Annotated in this window: 22 protein-coding genes; 9 read left to right on the forward strand and 13 right to left on the reverse strand. The window is 40.6% G+C overall.

All coding sequences use genetic code 11. The annotated features are described in order from the left end of the window. Window positions 1–123: 123 nt before the first annotated feature. From ABIB50_RS25290 to ABIB50_RS25305, 4 genes are all read left to right on the forward strand, one after another. On the forward strand, window positions 124–318 hold the full coding sequence (locus tag ABIB50_RS25290) for a hypothetical protein (protein ID WP_429384521.1): 195 nt from the start codon (window positions 124–126) through the stop codon (window positions 316–318). A gap of 218 nt (window positions 319–536) precedes the next feature. Then, the gene (locus ABIB50_RS25295) at window positions 537–1,118 is read left to right on the forward strand and encodes a GNAT family N-acetyltransferase (RefSeq protein ID WP_429384523.1); all 582 of its coding nucleotides are present in this window, start codon (window positions 537–539) and stop codon (window positions 1,116–1,118) included. A 217-nt stretch (window positions 1,119–1,335) separates the two neighbouring features. Further along, complete coding sequence (locus tag ABIB50_RS25300) at window positions 1,336–2,589, forward strand: beta-L-arabinofuranosidase domain-containing protein (RefSeq protein WP_429384526.1); 1,254 nt, start codon at window positions 1,336–1,338, stop codon at window positions 2,587–2,589. Next, complete coding sequence (locus ABIB50_RS25305; protein ID WP_429384528.1) at window positions 2,520–3,854, forward strand: family 16 glycoside hydrolase; 1,335 nt, start codon at window positions 2,520–2,522, stop codon at window positions 3,852–3,854. Before ABIB50_RS25300 ends, ABIB50_RS25305 begins: the two co-directional genes overlap by 70 nt. Before the next feature lie 25 nt (window positions 3,855–3,879). Here the strand turns inward: ABIB50_RS25305 and ABIB50_RS25310 are convergent, their stop codons facing one another. Both ABIB50_RS25310 and ABIB50_RS25315 read right to left on the reverse strand, forming a co-directional pair. Continuing rightward, window positions 3,880–4,014 carry a hypothetical protein gene (locus ABIB50_RS25310; protein ID WP_429384531.1) on the reverse strand — a complete coding sequence of 45 codons (135 nt, stop codon included), beginning with the start codon at window positions 4,012–4,014 and terminating at the stop codon, window positions 3,880–3,882. A 464-nt stretch (window positions 4,015–4,478) separates the two neighbouring features. Continuing rightward, complete coding sequence (locus ABIB50_RS25315; protein ID WP_429384534.1) at window positions 4,479–4,736, reverse strand: hypothetical protein; 258 nt, start codon at window positions 4,734–4,736, stop codon at window positions 4,479–4,481. A 243-nt stretch (window positions 4,737–4,979) separates the two neighbouring features. Between ABIB50_RS25315 and ABIB50_RS25320 the strand changes: the two genes are divergently transcribed. After that, complete coding sequence (locus tag ABIB50_RS25320; protein WP_429384537.1) at window positions 4,980–5,192, forward strand: hypothetical protein; 213 nt, start codon at window positions 4,980–4,982, stop codon at window positions 5,190–5,192. Window positions 5,193–5,433: 241 nt separating this feature from the next. Here ABIB50_RS25320 and ABIB50_RS25325 read toward each other — a convergent pair whose 3' ends face one another. From ABIB50_RS25325 to ABIB50_RS25355, 7 genes are all read right to left on the reverse strand, one after another. Continuing rightward, window positions 5,434–5,916 carry a YybH family protein gene (locus ABIB50_RS25325; protein ID WP_429384539.1) on the reverse strand — a complete coding sequence of 161 codons (483 nt, stop codon included), beginning with the start codon at window positions 5,914–5,916 and terminating at the stop codon, window positions 5,434–5,436. Window positions 5,917–6,116: 200 nt separating this feature from the next. Beyond that, entirely contained in the window at window positions 6,117–6,629 is a 513-nt protein-coding gene (locus ABIB50_RS25330) for an SgcJ/EcaC family oxidoreductase (RefSeq protein ID WP_429384542.1), read from the reverse strand. A gap of 182 nt (window positions 6,630–6,811) precedes the next feature. Then, window positions 6,812–7,186, reverse strand: a complete 375-nt coding sequence (locus tag ABIB50_RS25335) for a cupin domain-containing protein (protein WP_429384544.1) — start codon at window positions 7,184–7,186, stop codon at window positions 6,812–6,814. A 100-nt stretch (window positions 7,187–7,286) separates the two neighbouring features. Further along, window positions 7,287–7,901 carry a DUF1579 family protein gene (locus tag ABIB50_RS25340; RefSeq protein ID WP_429384547.1) on the reverse strand — a complete coding sequence of 205 codons (615 nt, stop codon included), beginning with the start codon at window positions 7,899–7,901 and terminating at the stop codon, window positions 7,287–7,289. A gap of 242 nt (window positions 7,902–8,143) precedes the next feature. After that, entirely contained in the window at window positions 8,144–9,217 is a 1,074-nt protein-coding gene (locus ABIB50_RS25345) for a hypothetical protein (protein ID WP_429384549.1), read from the reverse strand. 133 nt (window positions 9,218–9,350) lie between these two features. Continuing rightward, a complete protein-coding gene (locus ABIB50_RS25350) occupies window positions 9,351–9,524 on the reverse strand; it encodes a hypothetical protein (protein WP_429384551.1) in 174 nt (57 codons plus the stop codon). Between the two features lie 137 nt (window positions 9,525–9,661). Continuing rightward, window positions 9,662–9,853, reverse strand: coding sequence for a hypothetical protein (locus ABIB50_RS25355; RefSeq protein ID WP_429384553.1), 192 nt, complete (start codon window positions 9,851–9,853; stop codon window positions 9,662–9,664). A 152-nt stretch (window positions 9,854–10,005) separates the two neighbouring features. Here ABIB50_RS25355 and ABIB50_RS25360 point away from each other — a divergent pair, with 152 nt between their 5' ends. Beyond that, window positions 10,006–12,015 carry a tetratricopeptide repeat-containing sensor histidine kinase gene (locus ABIB50_RS25360; protein WP_429384555.1) on the forward strand — a complete coding sequence of 670 codons (2,010 nt, stop codon included), beginning with the start codon at window positions 10,006–10,008 and terminating at the stop codon, window positions 12,013–12,015. A gap of 4 nt (window positions 12,016–12,019) precedes the next feature. Next, window positions 12,020–12,643, forward strand: a complete 624-nt coding sequence (locus ABIB50_RS25365; protein WP_429384557.1) for a response regulator — start codon at window positions 12,020–12,022, stop codon at window positions 12,641–12,643. A gap of 152 nt (window positions 12,644–12,795) precedes the next feature. Here the strand turns inward: ABIB50_RS25365 and ABIB50_RS25370 are convergent, their stop codons facing one another. Both ABIB50_RS25370 and ABIB50_RS25375 read right to left on the reverse strand, forming a co-directional pair. Beyond that, the gene (locus tag ABIB50_RS25370) at window positions 12,796–13,080 is read right to left on the reverse strand and encodes a hypothetical protein (RefSeq protein ID WP_429384559.1); all 285 of its coding nucleotides are present in this window, start codon (window positions 13,078–13,080) and stop codon (window positions 12,796–12,798) included. A 367-nt stretch (window positions 13,081–13,447) separates the two neighbouring features. Next, window positions 13,448–13,771 (reverse strand): hypothetical protein, encoded by a 324-nt coding sequence (locus tag ABIB50_RS25375; protein WP_429384561.1) that lies wholly within the window; start codon window positions 13,769–13,771, stop codon window positions 13,448–13,450. Window positions 13,772–14,500: 729 nt separating this feature from the next. On the opposite strand from ABIB50_RS25375, the gene ABIB50_RS25380 reads away from it, so the two are divergent. Together ABIB50_RS25380 and ABIB50_RS25385 are read left to right on the forward strand one after the other, a co-directional pair. Beyond that, window positions 14,501–14,635 carry a hypothetical protein gene (locus tag ABIB50_RS25380; protein ID WP_429384563.1) on the forward strand — a complete coding sequence of 45 codons (135 nt, stop codon included), beginning with the start codon at window positions 14,501–14,503 and terminating at the stop codon, window positions 14,633–14,635. Beyond that, window positions 14,611–14,856, forward strand: a complete 246-nt coding sequence (locus tag ABIB50_RS25385; RefSeq protein WP_429384565.1) for a hypothetical protein — start codon at window positions 14,611–14,613, stop codon at window positions 14,854–14,856. The genes ABIB50_RS25380 and ABIB50_RS25385 overlap by 25 nt, the downstream gene beginning before the upstream one ends. 314 nt (window positions 14,857–15,170) lie before the next feature. On the opposite strand, the gene ABIB50_RS25390 is transcribed toward ABIB50_RS25385, so the two are convergent. Together ABIB50_RS25390 and ABIB50_RS25395 are read right to left on the reverse strand one after the other, a co-directional pair. After that, window positions 15,171–15,890, reverse strand: a complete 720-nt coding sequence (locus ABIB50_RS25390; protein ID WP_429384567.1) for a DUF3307 domain-containing protein — start codon at window positions 15,888–15,890, stop codon at window positions 15,171–15,173. Between the two features lies 1 nt (window position 15,891). Beyond that, the gene (locus tag ABIB50_RS25395) at window positions 15,892–16,527 is read right to left on the reverse strand and encodes a hypothetical protein (protein ID WP_429384569.1); all 636 of its coding nucleotides are present in this window, start codon (window positions 16,525–16,527) and stop codon (window positions 15,892–15,894) included. Window positions 16,528–16,605 lie beyond the last annotated feature (78 nt).

Below are 16,605 nucleotides of genomic sequence, written 5' to 3' on the forward strand. Positions count from 1 at the left end.
CGGATCTTTTCGAGTGATCCTTAAAGTTACTTGATGCTGCTGACCATTGTTATCGTTGCCCGGCCAAGACTCTCGGTCACCTGAAAGAGGAATTGGGAGCGTCTGGGGGGTACCGGCATCGGTGTGTTGCTTTCAGGTTTATTGCTGTACGCATTACACGCCAGCGTTCCCTTACCAACTTTCGCCCCTTTGGGACTGTTCGGTTTTTTTGCCTGGAATCGCCCGCGTTATGGCTGGAGCGTAGCCTGCATCACCATTTGCGTCCACATCAGCATGAGTGTTTACCGGGGTGCGCCATGGGAGTGTTACTTTTGGTGATCTCATGATCCCTAAAGTCGTGCCTTTTTATTATTAAAGAATTGATTTGATTCAATTCACAAAATGTTTAATGTTACAAAACGCATTTGATAAATTATTGTAGCAAGTATTTAATCGAGGTCGAGACGCCTATATTTGTATTTATAATCCAATATGATTTTGATGATCCGTAGTCCTAAGTATTTTTTTTAGTGTGATCAGTTAGAAATATATAAATTATGCATAAGGTAACCAGCACAAATAAAGCGACTGTTGTTGACATAATTTCTCGCTCGTTCGATAATGATGAAGGTATAAATTATCTTATTCCTCAAAACCGAGATAGGCAAAAAAGATTAAGATATCTGGTTGAATATTGTGTTGAGGTGGCGATGCTAACTGGGGAAGTATTCTTGTCGGACGGTTATAAAGCAGCGGCTTTGCTCGTGAATACGGAAAGAAAGCTAAGTTTTTTGGACACTATAGTGTTAGATACCAAAATTGCATTTAGAGCTATTGGATTAGGGAATGTGATCAAGGCTTTAAAAAGGGAAGCCAAATTAAAGTCTAAGCGGCCGATTATGAATGTAAGTTACTTATGGTTTATTGGGGTAAACCCCGACAGTCAAGGCCAGGGAATAGGAAAATCTTTTCTTGGTCAACTTGCGTTGAACGAGAGAGAAAAGGGCAGGCGTTTTATACTGGAATGTTCCCCGGAGAATTTAAATTGGTATCAAAAAAATGGATTTCGAATTTACGATGAACTTCCAGATGCCCCTTTTCAATTTTTCATGGAGTTTGTAAATAACGAAAATTCTTAGAAAATAACGCGCAGCGCGATTCAATTCAAATTTATACGTAGTAGTTGTGTTTACGATGTGGCAGCCAGAGTAAGAATAGCTGTCGCTTTGGGTGCCTGGGCGTGTAGTCAGTTCAGATGGTAAATTTATTCTCACTATAATGAATTCATTTTCCATAGATTTGGCTGATCCAACTATACCAGTGATCGGCCAAGCGTTGGTACTAAATTAATTTGTTATGAGATATTGTTTTTATCCTGCCTTCTTGCTTGTGGCCGTAGCTGTTTTTTATCCGGCTCTTGCACAAAAGAAATCTACGCCTTATACATTTAACCGCGCTCCCTTGCAGCAGCAAGTCTACGCACAGTTGCCCGTCGGCAGTGTCAAAGCCAAAGGCTGGTTATTAACTCAGCTCGAACTACAAAAAGAAGGTTTTACAGGGAATGCCGAAGAACTATATCCCGAAAAGGATGAGCTTGGAAAGAACTCAGATTGGCTCGGCGGCAATGGAAACAGCTGGGAAAAGGTGCCATACTATCTGAAAGGTCTGACTGCTTTAGCCTATACATTAGATGATGCAGGATTAAAGCTGAAAGCAAAAAAATGGATCGATTATACACTTGAACATCAGCAGGAAAACGGACTCTTCGGCCCGCCTAAAATGCAGGACTGGTGGCCGCGAATGCCTTTTATGTACGCTTTACAAAGTTATTACGAAGTTACGCAGGATAAAAGGGTGGTGCCGTTTTTACAAAAGTATCTAAAATATCAACTGGCTAACCTGGATAAAGATCCGCTGAAAGAATGGGGAAAGGCACGCGCCGGTGATAATATGGAGATTGCAATATGGGTTTATAACAAAACCGGTGACAGACAGCTGCTTGACCTGGTGAATAAACTTAAAGATCAGGCTTATCCATGGGCCGATATTTTTAATCAGGATGAATTTCTTTTTTATGGCGATGACTATCATCCGAAACATATGGTAAATGTTGCCCAGGCTTTAAAGTTCCCGGGTATCTATTCTCAAATGTCGCCGACACCCTACTACAGGCAAGCCATGGAAAATGGCATTCGCCATATTTTACACGATGCAGGTCAACCGGTAGGTATAGGTTCAGGCACTGAACACATATCAGGAACCAGCTCGGTTGAAGGCGTGGAGACCTGCGCTGTAGTTGAATGGATGCAGAGCCTTGAAACAGCTGCCAGAGTGGATCATAGTGCGGCTATTGGTGACCAGCTCGAAAAAATAGCTTTTAACGCACTTCCGGCACAATTAAGTAAAGACCTTAAAAACCACACGTATTACACGTTGCCCAATCAGGTGCAGAGCCTTCCAGGAAGGCATGGCTTTAATCAGGATTATGAATCAGGTATTGTACCAAGCCCTTATCCGGCTTCCCCTGCTGCCGGTATAACATGCATATGGGATGGCCTTATTTTGTCAAGAACAGCTGGCTTGCAACCCCGGAAGGAGGACTGGCCGTAATTGCCTACGGGCCGATGGAGATAAACGCTGTTGTAGCTAATAACGTGCCCATAAAAATTGAAGCGATAACCAATTATCCATTTGAGGAGCAGATCAAGCTTAACTTGTCGTTAGCTCGGCCCGCTTCGTTTCCCTTAAAACTCCGGATTCCATCATGGTGCGCAAATCCTACCATTCAGGTTAACGGAAAACCAGTTAAAGGAGCTGTCTCGGGAGAGATACTAACCATTAACAGGCAGTGGCATACTAAGGACAATGTAACCCTTAACTTCACGATGGTCATTTCCACAACAAAGCAAGTGAACAATGGCGTAAGCATTGAAAGAGGGCCTCTGGTCTATGCCTTAAAAATTGAGGAAACAAAGAAAAATGTTAAAGACTTCCGGGTACAAGGATTCCATGAAACTGAAATTTCACCCGCTACGCCATGGAATTATGGACTGCTGATAGACCCGGCAACAATCAACAAAGACATTAGGATTGGTAAAAGTAAAATGCCGGAAAATCCGTTTGTTCAGGTGCAAACGCCGGTTCAGTTAAAGATCAAGGGTAAACGTATACCATCTTGGACAATTGATTATAACAAAACTGCCGCATTGGATGTCCCTTATAGCCCTGTTACCTCAGATCAGCGAACAGAGGAATTGACACTTGTCCCTTACGGATCGGAAGACCTTCGCGTAAGTATTTTTCCAACCATTGGTCAACCATCGCTATCAAATTCAGTATATCGCCAAAATTTTGATATGGGCAAGATCAACGGTATGGTTATTTATGGTGGCGGTTTGTTTTGTAAGGATAATGCTGTTCATTGCGCTTCTAATGGCAATAACAGTTCGGGAGATCAGGGATCAAAAATTGTGGCAACGGGTACAAATTTTACTGACTTCATTTACACTGCCGACGTAAAGGTCACTTCTCCCGGAGACGCAGGGCTGATGTTTCGGGTAAGCGATCCTGCTATCGGGGCTAATGCTTACAAAGGTTACTATGTCGGTCTTAATCCGGTTAAAGGCACACTCGAACTGGGGAAGGCAAATGGTAAAGAATGGAAAGTACTTGCATCAATAAAATATCCGGTAAAGCTTAATGAGAATTACAATGTGAAAATAGAAGCTGTAGGCAGCAATTTTAAAGTTTTTATAAATGGAAGTGGTACCCCATCTATAACTGCTGCTGATAACGAATTCAAAGCAGGCAGCATCGGCTTAAGAACCTATAATGCCTTGGCTACTTTAGATAATCTTGAAATAAAAGCGTTATAATACCTTGGGTGAGCAGGTCAATGACTTAGGCTTCGGTACCTAATTTTGATGTGAAATTGGATTCAATTTTAAGTTTGGCAAACGCTTCGCTTTTCCCAGTTAAATAAGTTGGGTCGGTAGGGTCTACGGTAACAGGCGGAAAGCGAAACAAGGTAGCCATTGGCCAAAGATAATGGTTTGAACCCTCAGCGGAACATTTCGAGTCGTAAAGTTAGGATCGCAATAATTCAACAAGATAAATAAACTCATGGTAACACAACCCCTAAAAGATTGAAAAGTTGCTCCCAACCTTTAGATGTAACAATCAGTTCTCTGGAAAATTGAACCCGTTTGAACCATTTCCTTTTTAACATTTTTTCCAGGAAAGCAGCGCCAAGTTGACCCGATAAATGCGGACGGCGTTCACTCCAATCCAGGCATTGACGAGCCAATGGACGACGGTTATTTAAGAACCTTTCTTTAGTGATTTCTATTTCAGCGAACTACCGCCAGCCTTTTTCTGTCACAGTATAGGTAGTTTCCAATTTTTGGAGGTAATCCGGTGGGAGATACTTTTCGATCTTTTTTATGATAGATGCGACTGAGTTTCCATATTCGTCAAATCTAATCTGAGTATGTATAGCTTTATAAGTTGACCTCATTCTGCGCTAAAGCTTTCTTATAAAGCTCTTGGACTTCTTGGACAAATCCACGTCTATAAACACCATCCCGTATATTTTGGTCTATTAAATTAGTTTGCGCCCAGCCCTGAAATGTATAATAGCTTATACCCTCAGCTTCACAACATGCAGCAATTGTATATTGGCCTTGACTATATAAATCACATATCCTTTTAGCCGCACCAATCTTAGCTTGTTTACTTAGCTTTACCTTGCTTCCCATATATTCGTAATTAACGTTACTTGAATGCTTTTAAGTTACGCCTTATATGGTTTAATCATGCTATGGGATGTAACCACTTACAAACTCTCTTTCGCCGTTTTTTTTACTTTTATGTGATTTGATGTTTCGATAGCTATACACTGGCTTAATTCGTAGATTTTAGCTATATCCTCCTTTAATTGATTCGATAACAAAGTAGTAAGGTGAGCCTGAAAATCAATGATTTAACCAAACTCTGGCGAGTTGGATTTTCGTTTGGCAGCTGTGCAGGTCAACCATACGTTGATTGAAGAAAACGTGGAGGTTAAAGAGCTTAAAGCTATAATAGATGCCTTTACAACTAATCTGCCGGATAAATGGAAGAACTTTGCTCAAAGTTGTCATCAGCGATACAGGTATCGGCATTCCGCAGGAGTAACGGGCTATTCTATTTACCAGTTATTACCAGGCAGATAATGGCCAGACCAAGCTCGGAACCGGATTGGGGCTCTATCTCTGTTAGAAAATAGTGCAACTGAAGGGTGGGGAGATCCACCTGGAAGCCAAGCCGGGCATGGATGCCGTGTTTATTTCAGTATCCATTACATATTACAGCAAGAGCTAACATTGATACAATAAACAAAATGAGAAAATACGAATCACTACACCGCAATTGTGGACCGATTAAAACATAAGTTAGTGTGGGGTGACTTCGCCATTACTTAATTCCTTTTTCCAGTTTCGCATTTTGTCCGGCAAAGATCTTCCAAACGCCGTCACGTTTTACCAGGATGATCATCCTTCGAAACTCAAAAGTTTGGCCGGGAAATCTTTCGTCGCCGTCTAAACCCGTGCGAACATGTGAGATGGCAACGTCGGGATGCGTGTAGGTAATATCTTCAACCGCTCGGGTATAATAATGAGTAGCTTTAAAATAGGTGATATGTACCTGCTGATAGTGGACTTCAATATCCTCCCGGCCTTTATAGTAAGCACCAAACCAATTTACCCAAGTGGCATCAAGGGTATAGTTATCAGCCAATCCTTTAGGATCGTGCCGGTTCCAGGCATCTTCATAATTTTTAATGAGCTGCTTGATCGCCGTATTTTCTTTTGCGGTATCTATTTGCTGACTGTGGGCCTTTAATCCACACAGCCAGACCAGACTAATAATAATTAATATATAATTGCTGATTTTCATTATGTTTTATTAATAGGTATTTATTATATCTAATTAAAATCCGTTTCCTTTATAATTATATTTAGCTAATACTGGTTTAACCAAACTATGTTTATAACCATACTTTCTTTGTGGACATCTTAGTTGGATAAAATCACGACAAGGGCGAAAGTTATTGCTTCAACAGACAATTGTTGTAGTTTAATTTTATAGTTCAATTGTCAATTTGTTTTCATAGTTATGGGATTATGTTTTGCAGCCTCTGGATCTATAATGGTATTTTGTCCGGCAGCTAATAGCCATATGCCAATTTTCTTCCTATAAACCAACATTAATAAATTGTCAGTTTCGGGCGTTCTATTATTAACGCGGTCAATACCATCAGGCGGAAAAAGCGAACCAATATGACAAACTAAATTAGCAATAGCAACATCATTTGTCAGAAACCTGATATTTAAACTTTTTTGTGTAAAAGGAACCCCTTTAAAGAAAATATCAAAAGTGCTTTGGTGTGCTTTTTTTACATCGTTTCTCCCTTTCCACCACATACCTACAATGTTTACCCATTCAACATCTTCCGTGGTATATAAGTCCATATTTTTAAATTCATGAGTATTCCAATCAGAAATCATACGATTAACCTGGATTTGAATTGATTTTTCATTACCTTGAGCGTAACAACATAAGCTACTAAAGAGTAGAATGAGGCTGAGAACTAATTTAACATTTGACATATTTTCAGTATTATTTGTTTACTTCAGTATAGTAATATAAGGTAAAAAAGGGGGACTATCATACCTGAATTAAAAGGCCTTTAAGATATCAATTGGTGACCCCACGCGTTCAAACCTATGATTTTTTCTGAACTCGTCCTGCTCACCTTCGGGTTTGCCTTTCATTTTTCCTTCGCTTATCGCTATAAAACATTCTTCCATTTTACCGGCAGGCTGAAAAGTAGTGAGCATCCGCCCAACGCCGTCACCCACCTTTGAAAAAGCATGCGGCAATCCCGCGGTCCAAATACACTATCGCCGGGTTTAACATGGTGCATTTTATCGCCTACTTTAATCACAAACTCGCCCTCCAAAATATACCACCACTCATCCTGTCCATAATGGAGATGCAAATTTGGACCACCTTTTTTTACACGCGATGATTCAAATATATACAGATCACCATCGGTAGCTTTAGTAGCTACCTTGGTATAAAAAGTATCCCCATCAAACAGGTTTATAGGTTTTTGAAAGCGGTCAGTCCCGGCATCTGTTTTATAGCCGGTTTTTTCCCTCATTTTTGTATAGGTTTTGGCTATTAAGTTAAATGGGTAGGCGGAATAATACCGGCGCCTATTAGCGTCTGTAAGAAATTATTGCGTTTCATACTATATTCGTTTATTTTCTGGTAAAGTTAAGTACTGTATCAAAAAGTTGCTTTCCGCAAATGCTTTCGTGCCATTCAAGCGTGTAATGATCGTTATCTATAAATTTGAGCAGTACATGAAATTTGCGCATGGAGCCGGCCGGCAGATTTATCCGAGGGGGCGATAGCGTTTCACCTTCATAAGTGATGGTTTTACTGGCTGTATTATAGTCACCCTCTAATAGAATGATGCCAGTTTCAAATTCATTGTTGATATAGGAACTTACAAACTTGCCTTTTACATTGTCATATCCTTCGGTCATCATTTCGTGGAGAGTAACCGGTTTCCCGTTTGACCATGGCATCGGGATCTCCTGTCCGGTAACTTCAGAGGTAAAATAACGGCCATCCCATAATGGTGTCCGGGTCATAGTTCCTTTAAATTCAATGATATGTGTACTACCTGCAAACGTATGTTTGCCCGCAAAGGTCCATGAACCAGCCAGGCTCGCCAATACCTGATGGTTTTCGTTCGTTCCTGAAAGCCTAGCTGTTTCGCTTTTTTCCTGCCCAAAGGAGGAGAAGGTTGTGAAGGCCACCAACAATAATATTAGGCACAAGCTGTATGCGATTTTTACTTTGCTCATTTGGTTTTTTTAAGATTTAATTTCATATACTCATTATTTTCATTTGCAATTTTAAGTGCTTTCGGGTTTGATGGGCCGGGGCAAGAAACTAAGGGACGTTTAACGGGCCCCCGTTTTATCGGGATGACAGTATCTTTTCAGGATCAAGCGAACGAAGTCGTTTACCGCCATTTTAACTTATTCCCTGTTAACTACGCCGGGCATTATCATAAGTTAAAATATAGCACTTGCGTTAATTGTGCCTATTTGCAGTTGTAAGTAAAAGCTTGTACCCCCGCACCATTAATCGCCATACTGACCGGAAAATTCTTCTCGTTGTATTGATAGGTAAGGTTTGCGTTAATGTCGAAAAGGGATGATCCAAAGGTTTGCCTCAGCTTCCCGGTGATTTTTACAGGGTTATTTTTGCTCAGGATGGCGCATCGGCCCGCCCAAAAACGAAGCTTATCCAGGTTATAAGCGTTAAAACCAATAAAATCTCCACCTATAAACTTCCAGTATTTTGAAATAGCCGTGTATGCGGACGGCTTATCGTCATAGGTAATATTCAGCACCTCATCAGCAATTTGTTTGGTATATATATGGTCCTCACCAGTTTGCGGGCTTTTGACCTCCTTTGTGTAGGTATATGAAATTTTTATTTGTGTTACATTATCATTGGCGTCGTAAGTAAAATTGAGTTCAACTTTGAAAAGCGTGAAACCGTCAACGTCCACGGAACCGTTACCAGCCATTAATATGGTTGTCAGGTGTTTCTTTGCATCGTCATAAAAAAAATGAAACAATGAGTCTGTTTTTAATGACGAAGGCGGATTTGAAGCCTTAAACACACGATGAATAAATTCGGGGTTGCCATCATAGATATTCCCGCTGCCGCCGCTATAACTATAGGTGGTGTTAATGGTACCGTTGTAATGATTACCATTACCATCGACCGACGACGTAGGATAAGCGTCAACAACTTTAGCGGATGTTATCGTTTCAACGAAAGGCCCGTAATAATAATTGGGGCCTGTCATCTTAATCAGAAAGCCTTTATCGTCATACTCAAATATACGGCTTCCGAGCGCCTGGTCAACATCTCCTGTAATAGCACAGCCGACGGTGCTTACCGGAGGGGGAATAGGGGGATTGGAAGGTTTTCCGCAACCATACAAAGTAATTAATAAGCCATACATGAGAAAGGCGGCAAGCATGGATTTATCAATGCTTATTCTGGTTTTTTCTAAAATGGTGGTTGCTATCTGATTTTTCCTGTATCTGCTGAATGCGTTTTGCATCCCGTTAAATGCAGAGTGGTTTTGAAGTGTTTTCATTCCTGGTAGGTTTTAATGTTCGTTATTATAATTTCTATAATGCCTATAAGATAAAGAGAAAAAATATCCTCCTTTTATAGCCAATTTCATCATATAGGCATTCGGTTTAAATATTCCCGCCCGCAAAGAATCGCTATGTGCTTGAAAAATATTTTCGTGCTTGTTGCAGATTCTTTCGAGTTGGTTGCTTTTGGGTACGATCCTTACAAGAGTTAAAGCCGACGATCTTGTCCTTGTGCATATCCAAACCTAAGGTTATCTCTAATTGTGGCATAATGTTCACACCTTCAATTACTGGTTGTTTCATAAATATCCTCCGTTGATAATCTATGATACTTTTTTATGAGCCCGTGTGTTTTTCAAATCATAATACTTAGGTTAATATTAATAGCTCCCTGCCCTGTTTATTGGAAACTATTTTCCGGGCATCACTAACTAGGCTTACTATGGCAATATCAATACAGCCAACATTGCCAGGATCTCTTCGGTGTCTTTTTGGACAATTCCATGCACCACGCAAATGGGCCCCAACACCAACATGCAAATAAGGGTCAGTTTTCTCGGCAATAAAATGGCCATGTTAAATAATTTAAAAAGGTCATTAAATTTCGAGGTGGATAATAGCTTAGTGAACATTTTTTTATAGATACAATACAAAATTGAAGAGGTTTTTCCTTTTTTATATACCGTAAAAGGGTGATTTTCAAACCGTAAAAGGGTGATTTTTTAAAAAACTAGTGGGGGGTAATGTATTTATTACAACCTTTATAATAAAAAAGACCCTTGTAATGCATCACCTCAGGCATCGTGCAATCTTATCTGTAATCCTGCTGCTTTTATCGGCTAATACACTAAAGGCCCAAATGGACTATTTTAACAAGCAGTTCCTGCATAAAAAAGATTCTCTAGTAAAAGAATTGGCCAAACATCCGCTGGCGGATACTTCGAGAGTGCGCGCGTTAGTTAACCTGATGAATTCCGCCGTTTTTTTAGACCAAAAAAAACAGGTGATACCCTATTTTGAAGAAGCGAACAGGCTTAGCTTTCAACTAAAATCTAAAAATGGGAAATTAGCCTGCCTTTATTGGAAAGGACGTTATTATAAAAGCGCAAAAAAAGCAGACAGCTCCCTGGTTTACCTGGACTCGGTCATCGCGGTCGCCGGCAATTCTGGAAATCCACGGTGGCAAGGGGAAAAAGCATCCGCCTTTTTTGATAAAGGCGTGATATACGACTTCCGCGAGGATTTTTATACCGCGTTGAATAATTATTTTGAAGCATTAAAATGTTACGACGGTGTGGACTTGCCAAACCAGGCACAGGTTGCCAGGAGGATCGCATCGGTTTATAAAGTGCTACACAATAGCGAAAAAACGCTGGAGTATAGTCGGTTGGCAATAAAACTATTTGAAAAAATACATGACAAATTTTCCACTGCCATGATCGCAGGAATTTACACAGAAATAGCAGACGTCTATTATGACAGGGGCGAGCTCACCAAAGCAAGCACAGCCTTAAACAAAATTAAACCTCGGATGCCCGATACCACGGACGAAGCGGTAACCAGCGTCTATTATTACCTGGCAGGACAAATAGCGTTAAAAGAAAAAAAAGCTGATTATGCTCTTGTGCTGCTAAACCAGGCAATTAAATACTATAATTATGCAGGGCATATGGATGATCTTGCAAGGATATATGCTGCCATTTCCCGTTTGCAGATGGAGAAAAATAATATGGCCGAAGCAAAAAAATATGTTGAACAAAGCATGGCACTGGCGAAGCAAACGGGGCATAAAGAAACGATGGTAACCGCTTCGGTTGCCATGGCAGCGTACCTCAATGAATCGGGTAACCAACTGGGTGCTTATCAATCCCTGCACCAGGCTATTGTTTTGAATGACAGCTTACTCAACGAAACCAACATAAAACAAGCCAGTACCCTCGCGGCCATTTACGAGAACAGTCAAAAGGAAAAGACCATAGCGCAACTGGAGAGGGAAAAACAAGTTCAGGCAGCAGCGGTAAAACAAAAAACATTGCTTAATATCATCCTGACAGTCACCATAATAGCCTTGCTGATCATAAGTTTTGCCGCATACCTTAATTATAAAAACAGGCAAAAAATTGAACGGCAAAAAATTACCAACCTGGAAAAAGAAAAACAATTAATGGAGGCAGAGGCCCTGATTAAGGGCCAGGAAGAGGAACGGGTGAGGCTGGCTAAAGACCTGCACGATGGAGTTGGCAGCATGTTGTCGGGTGTAAAAATATCATTTTCAAACATGAAAGAAAATTTAGTAATGGATCAGCAAAATGCCGTGGCGTTTGAAAAGTCGATCTGGGACCTTGACCAGACAATTGCCGAATTGCGTAAAGTGGCGCATAACCTGATGCCGGAAACATTGGTAAAGTTTGGATTGAAAAATGCGGTTAAAGATTTTTGTGAATCGATGCAACTGATGAGCAACACCCCAATTATATGTGAACAGTTTGGACCGGAAAGACCGTTAGGTAATATAGCCGAAGTAAATATATACCGCATTATACAGGAACTGGTGAATAACGCGATCAAACATGGCAATGCGTCGCAGGTTGTCGTACAGCTTACCCGGACGCCTGTTAAGGTTTTGATCACCGTAGAAGATAATGGAAATGGATTTGTGCCTGACGCACAGGAGAAACCACCGGGTATCGGTTTAAGTAATATTCAATCCAGGGTTAACTATCTAAACGGCCATATGCATCTGGAATCAAAACCGGCTGAAGGCACAACGATCAATATTGAATTAATGGTGTAGTAACATGATCAAAGTTTTTATTGTGGAAGACCACGCCGTGGTAACCGAAGGGATCCGGGTATTACTGCAAAACGAGAAAGACATTCTTATAGCAGGTTCATGCAGTACAGCTTCCGCCTGCCTGGAATATTTTAACGCTCATAAAGCCGACATAGTTCTGATGGACATCAGCCTGCCCGATATGAGCGGAATTGAATTGTGCCGGGTAATAAAAACAAATCACCGTGAAACCATGGTTTTAGCCCTGAGCGCATTTAGCCAGGGTATTTACATGACCAGCATGCTGGTGAACGGTGCCAGCGGGTATTTGCTCAAAAATGTAACCAGGGAGGAATTAATCGATGGCATAAAGACTGTTAGTAAAGGGGGGATTTATTTTAGTTTTGAAGCCGGAAAAATTTATAAATCCACCCTTGAAAAGGAAAGCCAGCAACCGGTACTCACCAGGAGGGAAAAAGAAATTATAAAACTGGTTGCCGGGGGCTTTACCAACACGCAAATAAGCCAGCAGTTGTTTATAAGTGTGGACACGGTTGATACCCATCGCAAAAACTTATATACCAAAGTAAATGTAAAAAACACAGCACAGTTAATCCGTTATGCAATAGATAATGGGATGATTTTGTGAGAGGCTTGCCTCCAAATGCATAGTTAGATAAACAAGTTCCATTATTCCATAGTTTCAGAAACAAGTTTTCAATAAAATCCTCTGACTCATCAGTCGCAACGAGTTTTGAGGGTGATAATTAGCTTGACTAATAAAAAGTAAATGAAAAGAATTCACACCTTCTGCAGTATTTTAATTTGCTTTTTTCCTGCACTCTCGTGCAGGGCCCAGGTAATTGATATAAGCCCGTCGCGGTCATCCAGATAAATAAAAGCCATTTCCTCTTCAAAAACCATATAAGTATAACTCACCACCGATACGTCTGTTTTCAGAGTTCTTTTATTGTATGGATAGTCTAATTTAAAATCAGGGTTGCCGATTGAGCTATGCTTAATTTTATTTTTATCGAGGATTTCCCCGGCTGCCTGAAGGGCTTGTTCGCTGGTATTTATCATCATGGTTAAGGTTTCAGCGTAAGATTGACCAGTACTTGTGCGTCAAAGTTTCGATGTATTGGTTTTTGGTAGCGTGGCAATGCGGTGTTCGTCATGATTGATTTAATTAAAATACCAGATCCACCAGTATACTTGGTGCCATAAAGCCGGCTACCAGGCCGCCGATCATTAAAAAAGCCGAGAACGTAAAAAGCGGAATGGCAGCGATTATATAATAGACCGGGCGGCTTTCTCTGACCTGGATAAAGTACTGGCTGTAGTCAACCGGTTTGGACGGTACAAAGCTAAGGGCGATCTTTTCAAATATAGAAACGCTTGATCTCCTCTACGACCGTTAAGCGATAAGTACCGCTTTCGGCCGAGAAGCGGTTCATTTCCATGCGGCCGGTATCCATTCCATTGAGGTATGGGCTGAAGAATGATTGGGTAAAGAGACAATTTCACCTGATGGCACTTGGACCAATTTCACCTGAAATTTATCTACGGGTGTCCGGCGGGGCAGTTGGCCTTTTTGCCAGATGGCATAGATCCCGGGCCGACTGATCTTTAAAGTGATTTCTTTTTGCGTGAAAGGGATCTCCGCGATCACTTCGCCATTAAATAAATCTTTGAGCATCCGGACGGTTTTCACCAGGATATAGATGCCGATGGGCACCAGGCAAAAAAATAAAATTCTATACAGGATAAGGCTCATCGTTCTATAGCAACGATGTGCCGCTGGTTTTGTTGTAATAGCTATAGCTCAAGACAAGCGATTAATACGTCGATTTAATTTGGTCTAATAAATTGTTTTAAACGAAGGCAGGTTCTCATCGGCCTGAAATGATTTAGATCACTTAAACTGATGTTTGGGAATCTTACATAAAACTTATTGATTTTGGAAAAAGGCCTAAGGACTAGGTACATTATTGAAATTTTCACTTATGCTTTGCCATTGCCTTAGGTCCTTTATCTGTTGAGGAATAAAGATTGAAACAAATTGTCTGTCAATTGTTATACCTGCAACAGCCAGTTTAACAAGCGGATAGTCAAGCGTCCTTCCTGTGATCCGACATTGCTTTTCTTTTTACTACGTAACCCCTTATAATTTATTATGACACCTACAAGAATGTACAGCCTTTAAGTGCTGAAGCGCTTTTCGACCTTTTAAAGAAAGAATTTACTAATGAGGTTAATACACAACTAGACTCGAGCGTAAATGTTGAGTATGCCCATGTTTACGATGTGATCAATGTATCATTCCTTGAAATTATTGAAGGTACGGTGTTCACCATTTTGGTAAACGACAATGAGATCGAGTTAACCAATAACAGCGATAGTTCAGAATACAATACCGAACTATTAGAGAGCTACTTGCGGCGTTCCTTAATGAGAAATGCAGTTAATTCATTCCATTTCATTTTATACTAGATAAATACAAATCATGGAACAAAATCCACAAGGTAAGTCGGTGTTGATGCACATTAAAGAACTTACTGAAAAAGAGGAAAGTTTATACGAGAACCCTGATCTGAGCGAAGATGATATCAAGGAATGCACCGTGTCAGATCTGAGCTAGACCAGTATTGGGAGCTTTTGAGGCAACGTAGAGCATTCGGGATGCAGGAGATGACCCCAACCGAGCTAAAATGCGTTCGAGTGGGACAATTGAAAATTACAAAGAATAGAACAGTAGTCGATTGCGTTCGTAGTACAATTGATTATCAGAGTTATTTCGTTGACGATGCAATTTTATTACTTGATCAGCTTTTGCCGATGATTATATCAACTATCTATTAATATAAATAACTTTATCTCGGTCGAATCAGATGTGTAAATAATTGAATTTTGTTATATTTGATTGTAACACGAAGTTACCCTATGCAAGAAACCGTAACAGTCTCGCATTTGTCATTTATAAGTGACTATAAATTAAGCCATTATAGAGATTTAGGCGCTCGCTGTTAATCCGAGGCTTCATTACATACTATCGGTGTATAATTACTCCTGAAATTGAACATTGTCATGTTTCAAATGGGTTACAATTTAGATATTTAGTAACTATAAATTTCTCTTTTTCAAGCGAATAAAAGCATTGGCCATCTGATGGTTAGTCAAATGGTCATCAGGCAGGCGGAGATAATGACGCCAATGATTGCAGCCGAGGCAAAACTCATCAGTGTACCCACCAGGACATATTCTGTTTTCTTTTGCGTCATTTCATCCTTATCTGTAAAGCGCAATATTGATTTGGCGGTCATCAGAAACCCTAGCGCCGTGTATTGGCCGGTAATTATAAAGGTGAGTACCAATATCCGCTCACAGCGTCCTATCCAAATGCCTGCTTTATCCAATCCCCCATCACCCATTTTAGCCAGCCGCTGCCAGCGCTCGGTAGCTTTGCCAATTGCTATTCCCAGTGGCCAGATTACCACATAATACCCGATAATCAATAGCCAAGTGCGATTGTCCTGCAATAATGTGTTGAATTTGGCAGTCACTTCCCCAAATGTGAAATAACACATCTGCCAGATAATCAAGATGACAAGGATATGGGCGGCCTGATCAGCCAGAAAATATAATAATGAATTTTTTCTATAGCATTTCCAGATATCGATTAGTAAATGTGTCAGGCCGATGATCAAAGGAATATACCATTTGCTCCAGTCCCAAAGTAGTAGATAAGCAATAATTGTAATTACACCTATATGCAGGTAAAGTGAACCCGATGAAATCTTTTTTGCTTCCTTGCTGGTTACCCGTGATCCAGGCTGCAAGATGAAATCACCCAATAGGTGAGCCACCAATAGACGTAATAAAACATTAATTTCCATATTAGACCTTTTGTAGTTCCTTAGCAATATATTTGATCGCCTTTTCCATTTCTTTCCAGTGCGCTATTTTCAGACGTTTGGCAATTCCTGACTGGAAAATATTTAGCCGCCCGGCGATCTTTTCCTGAGTTGCATTTTGGTCCTCCAATACCCAGTAGATCACTTCCGCCTGGCTTGGCGTCCATTGGCTGATGACCAGGTTCATGAACATCAATAAAACAGCCAACCGCTCATCTTGTTTTTCGTCGCCTGTAATGATCCGTAGTAATTCACCGCCTTCCATCTGATCAAAGTTGCGTCCTGATAGATGAAATGCCTCCCCGTCGGAATCTAACACTGTCTTTCCCTTAAAGGCAAGCCCGCCTATGCCTAACGATACACGGGTGCTCAACATCGGATTGGCCTGAGTTGCTTGCTTTTTGAACCAGCAGATCACTTGTATGCTCCTGATAATTGCCAAGTCCAATTCTTCAAATAATACCTGAAAACTATCACCCCTAAAAATCGCCGCGTCTTCCGGACGTGGCACCCAGTTTTTCAGAACATCGTCGGTATCACCGATTAATTCCTCGCGTCGTCTGTTATTCAGACTTGTAAAATCGACGATATCGCCTGTTAAAACAGCATATCTCTTCATATCTCATTTGGTATATATTAAGCAAATATACTCTATATGGAATATATATTCAAAATATACTCTCTTTAGTATATAATT

The sequence above is a fragment of the Mucilaginibacter sp. UYCu711 genome (assembly GCF_050433825.1).
In the GTDB taxonomy this organism is placed as follows: Bacteria; Bacteroidota; Bacteroidia; order Sphingobacteriales; family Sphingobacteriaceae; genus Mucilaginibacter.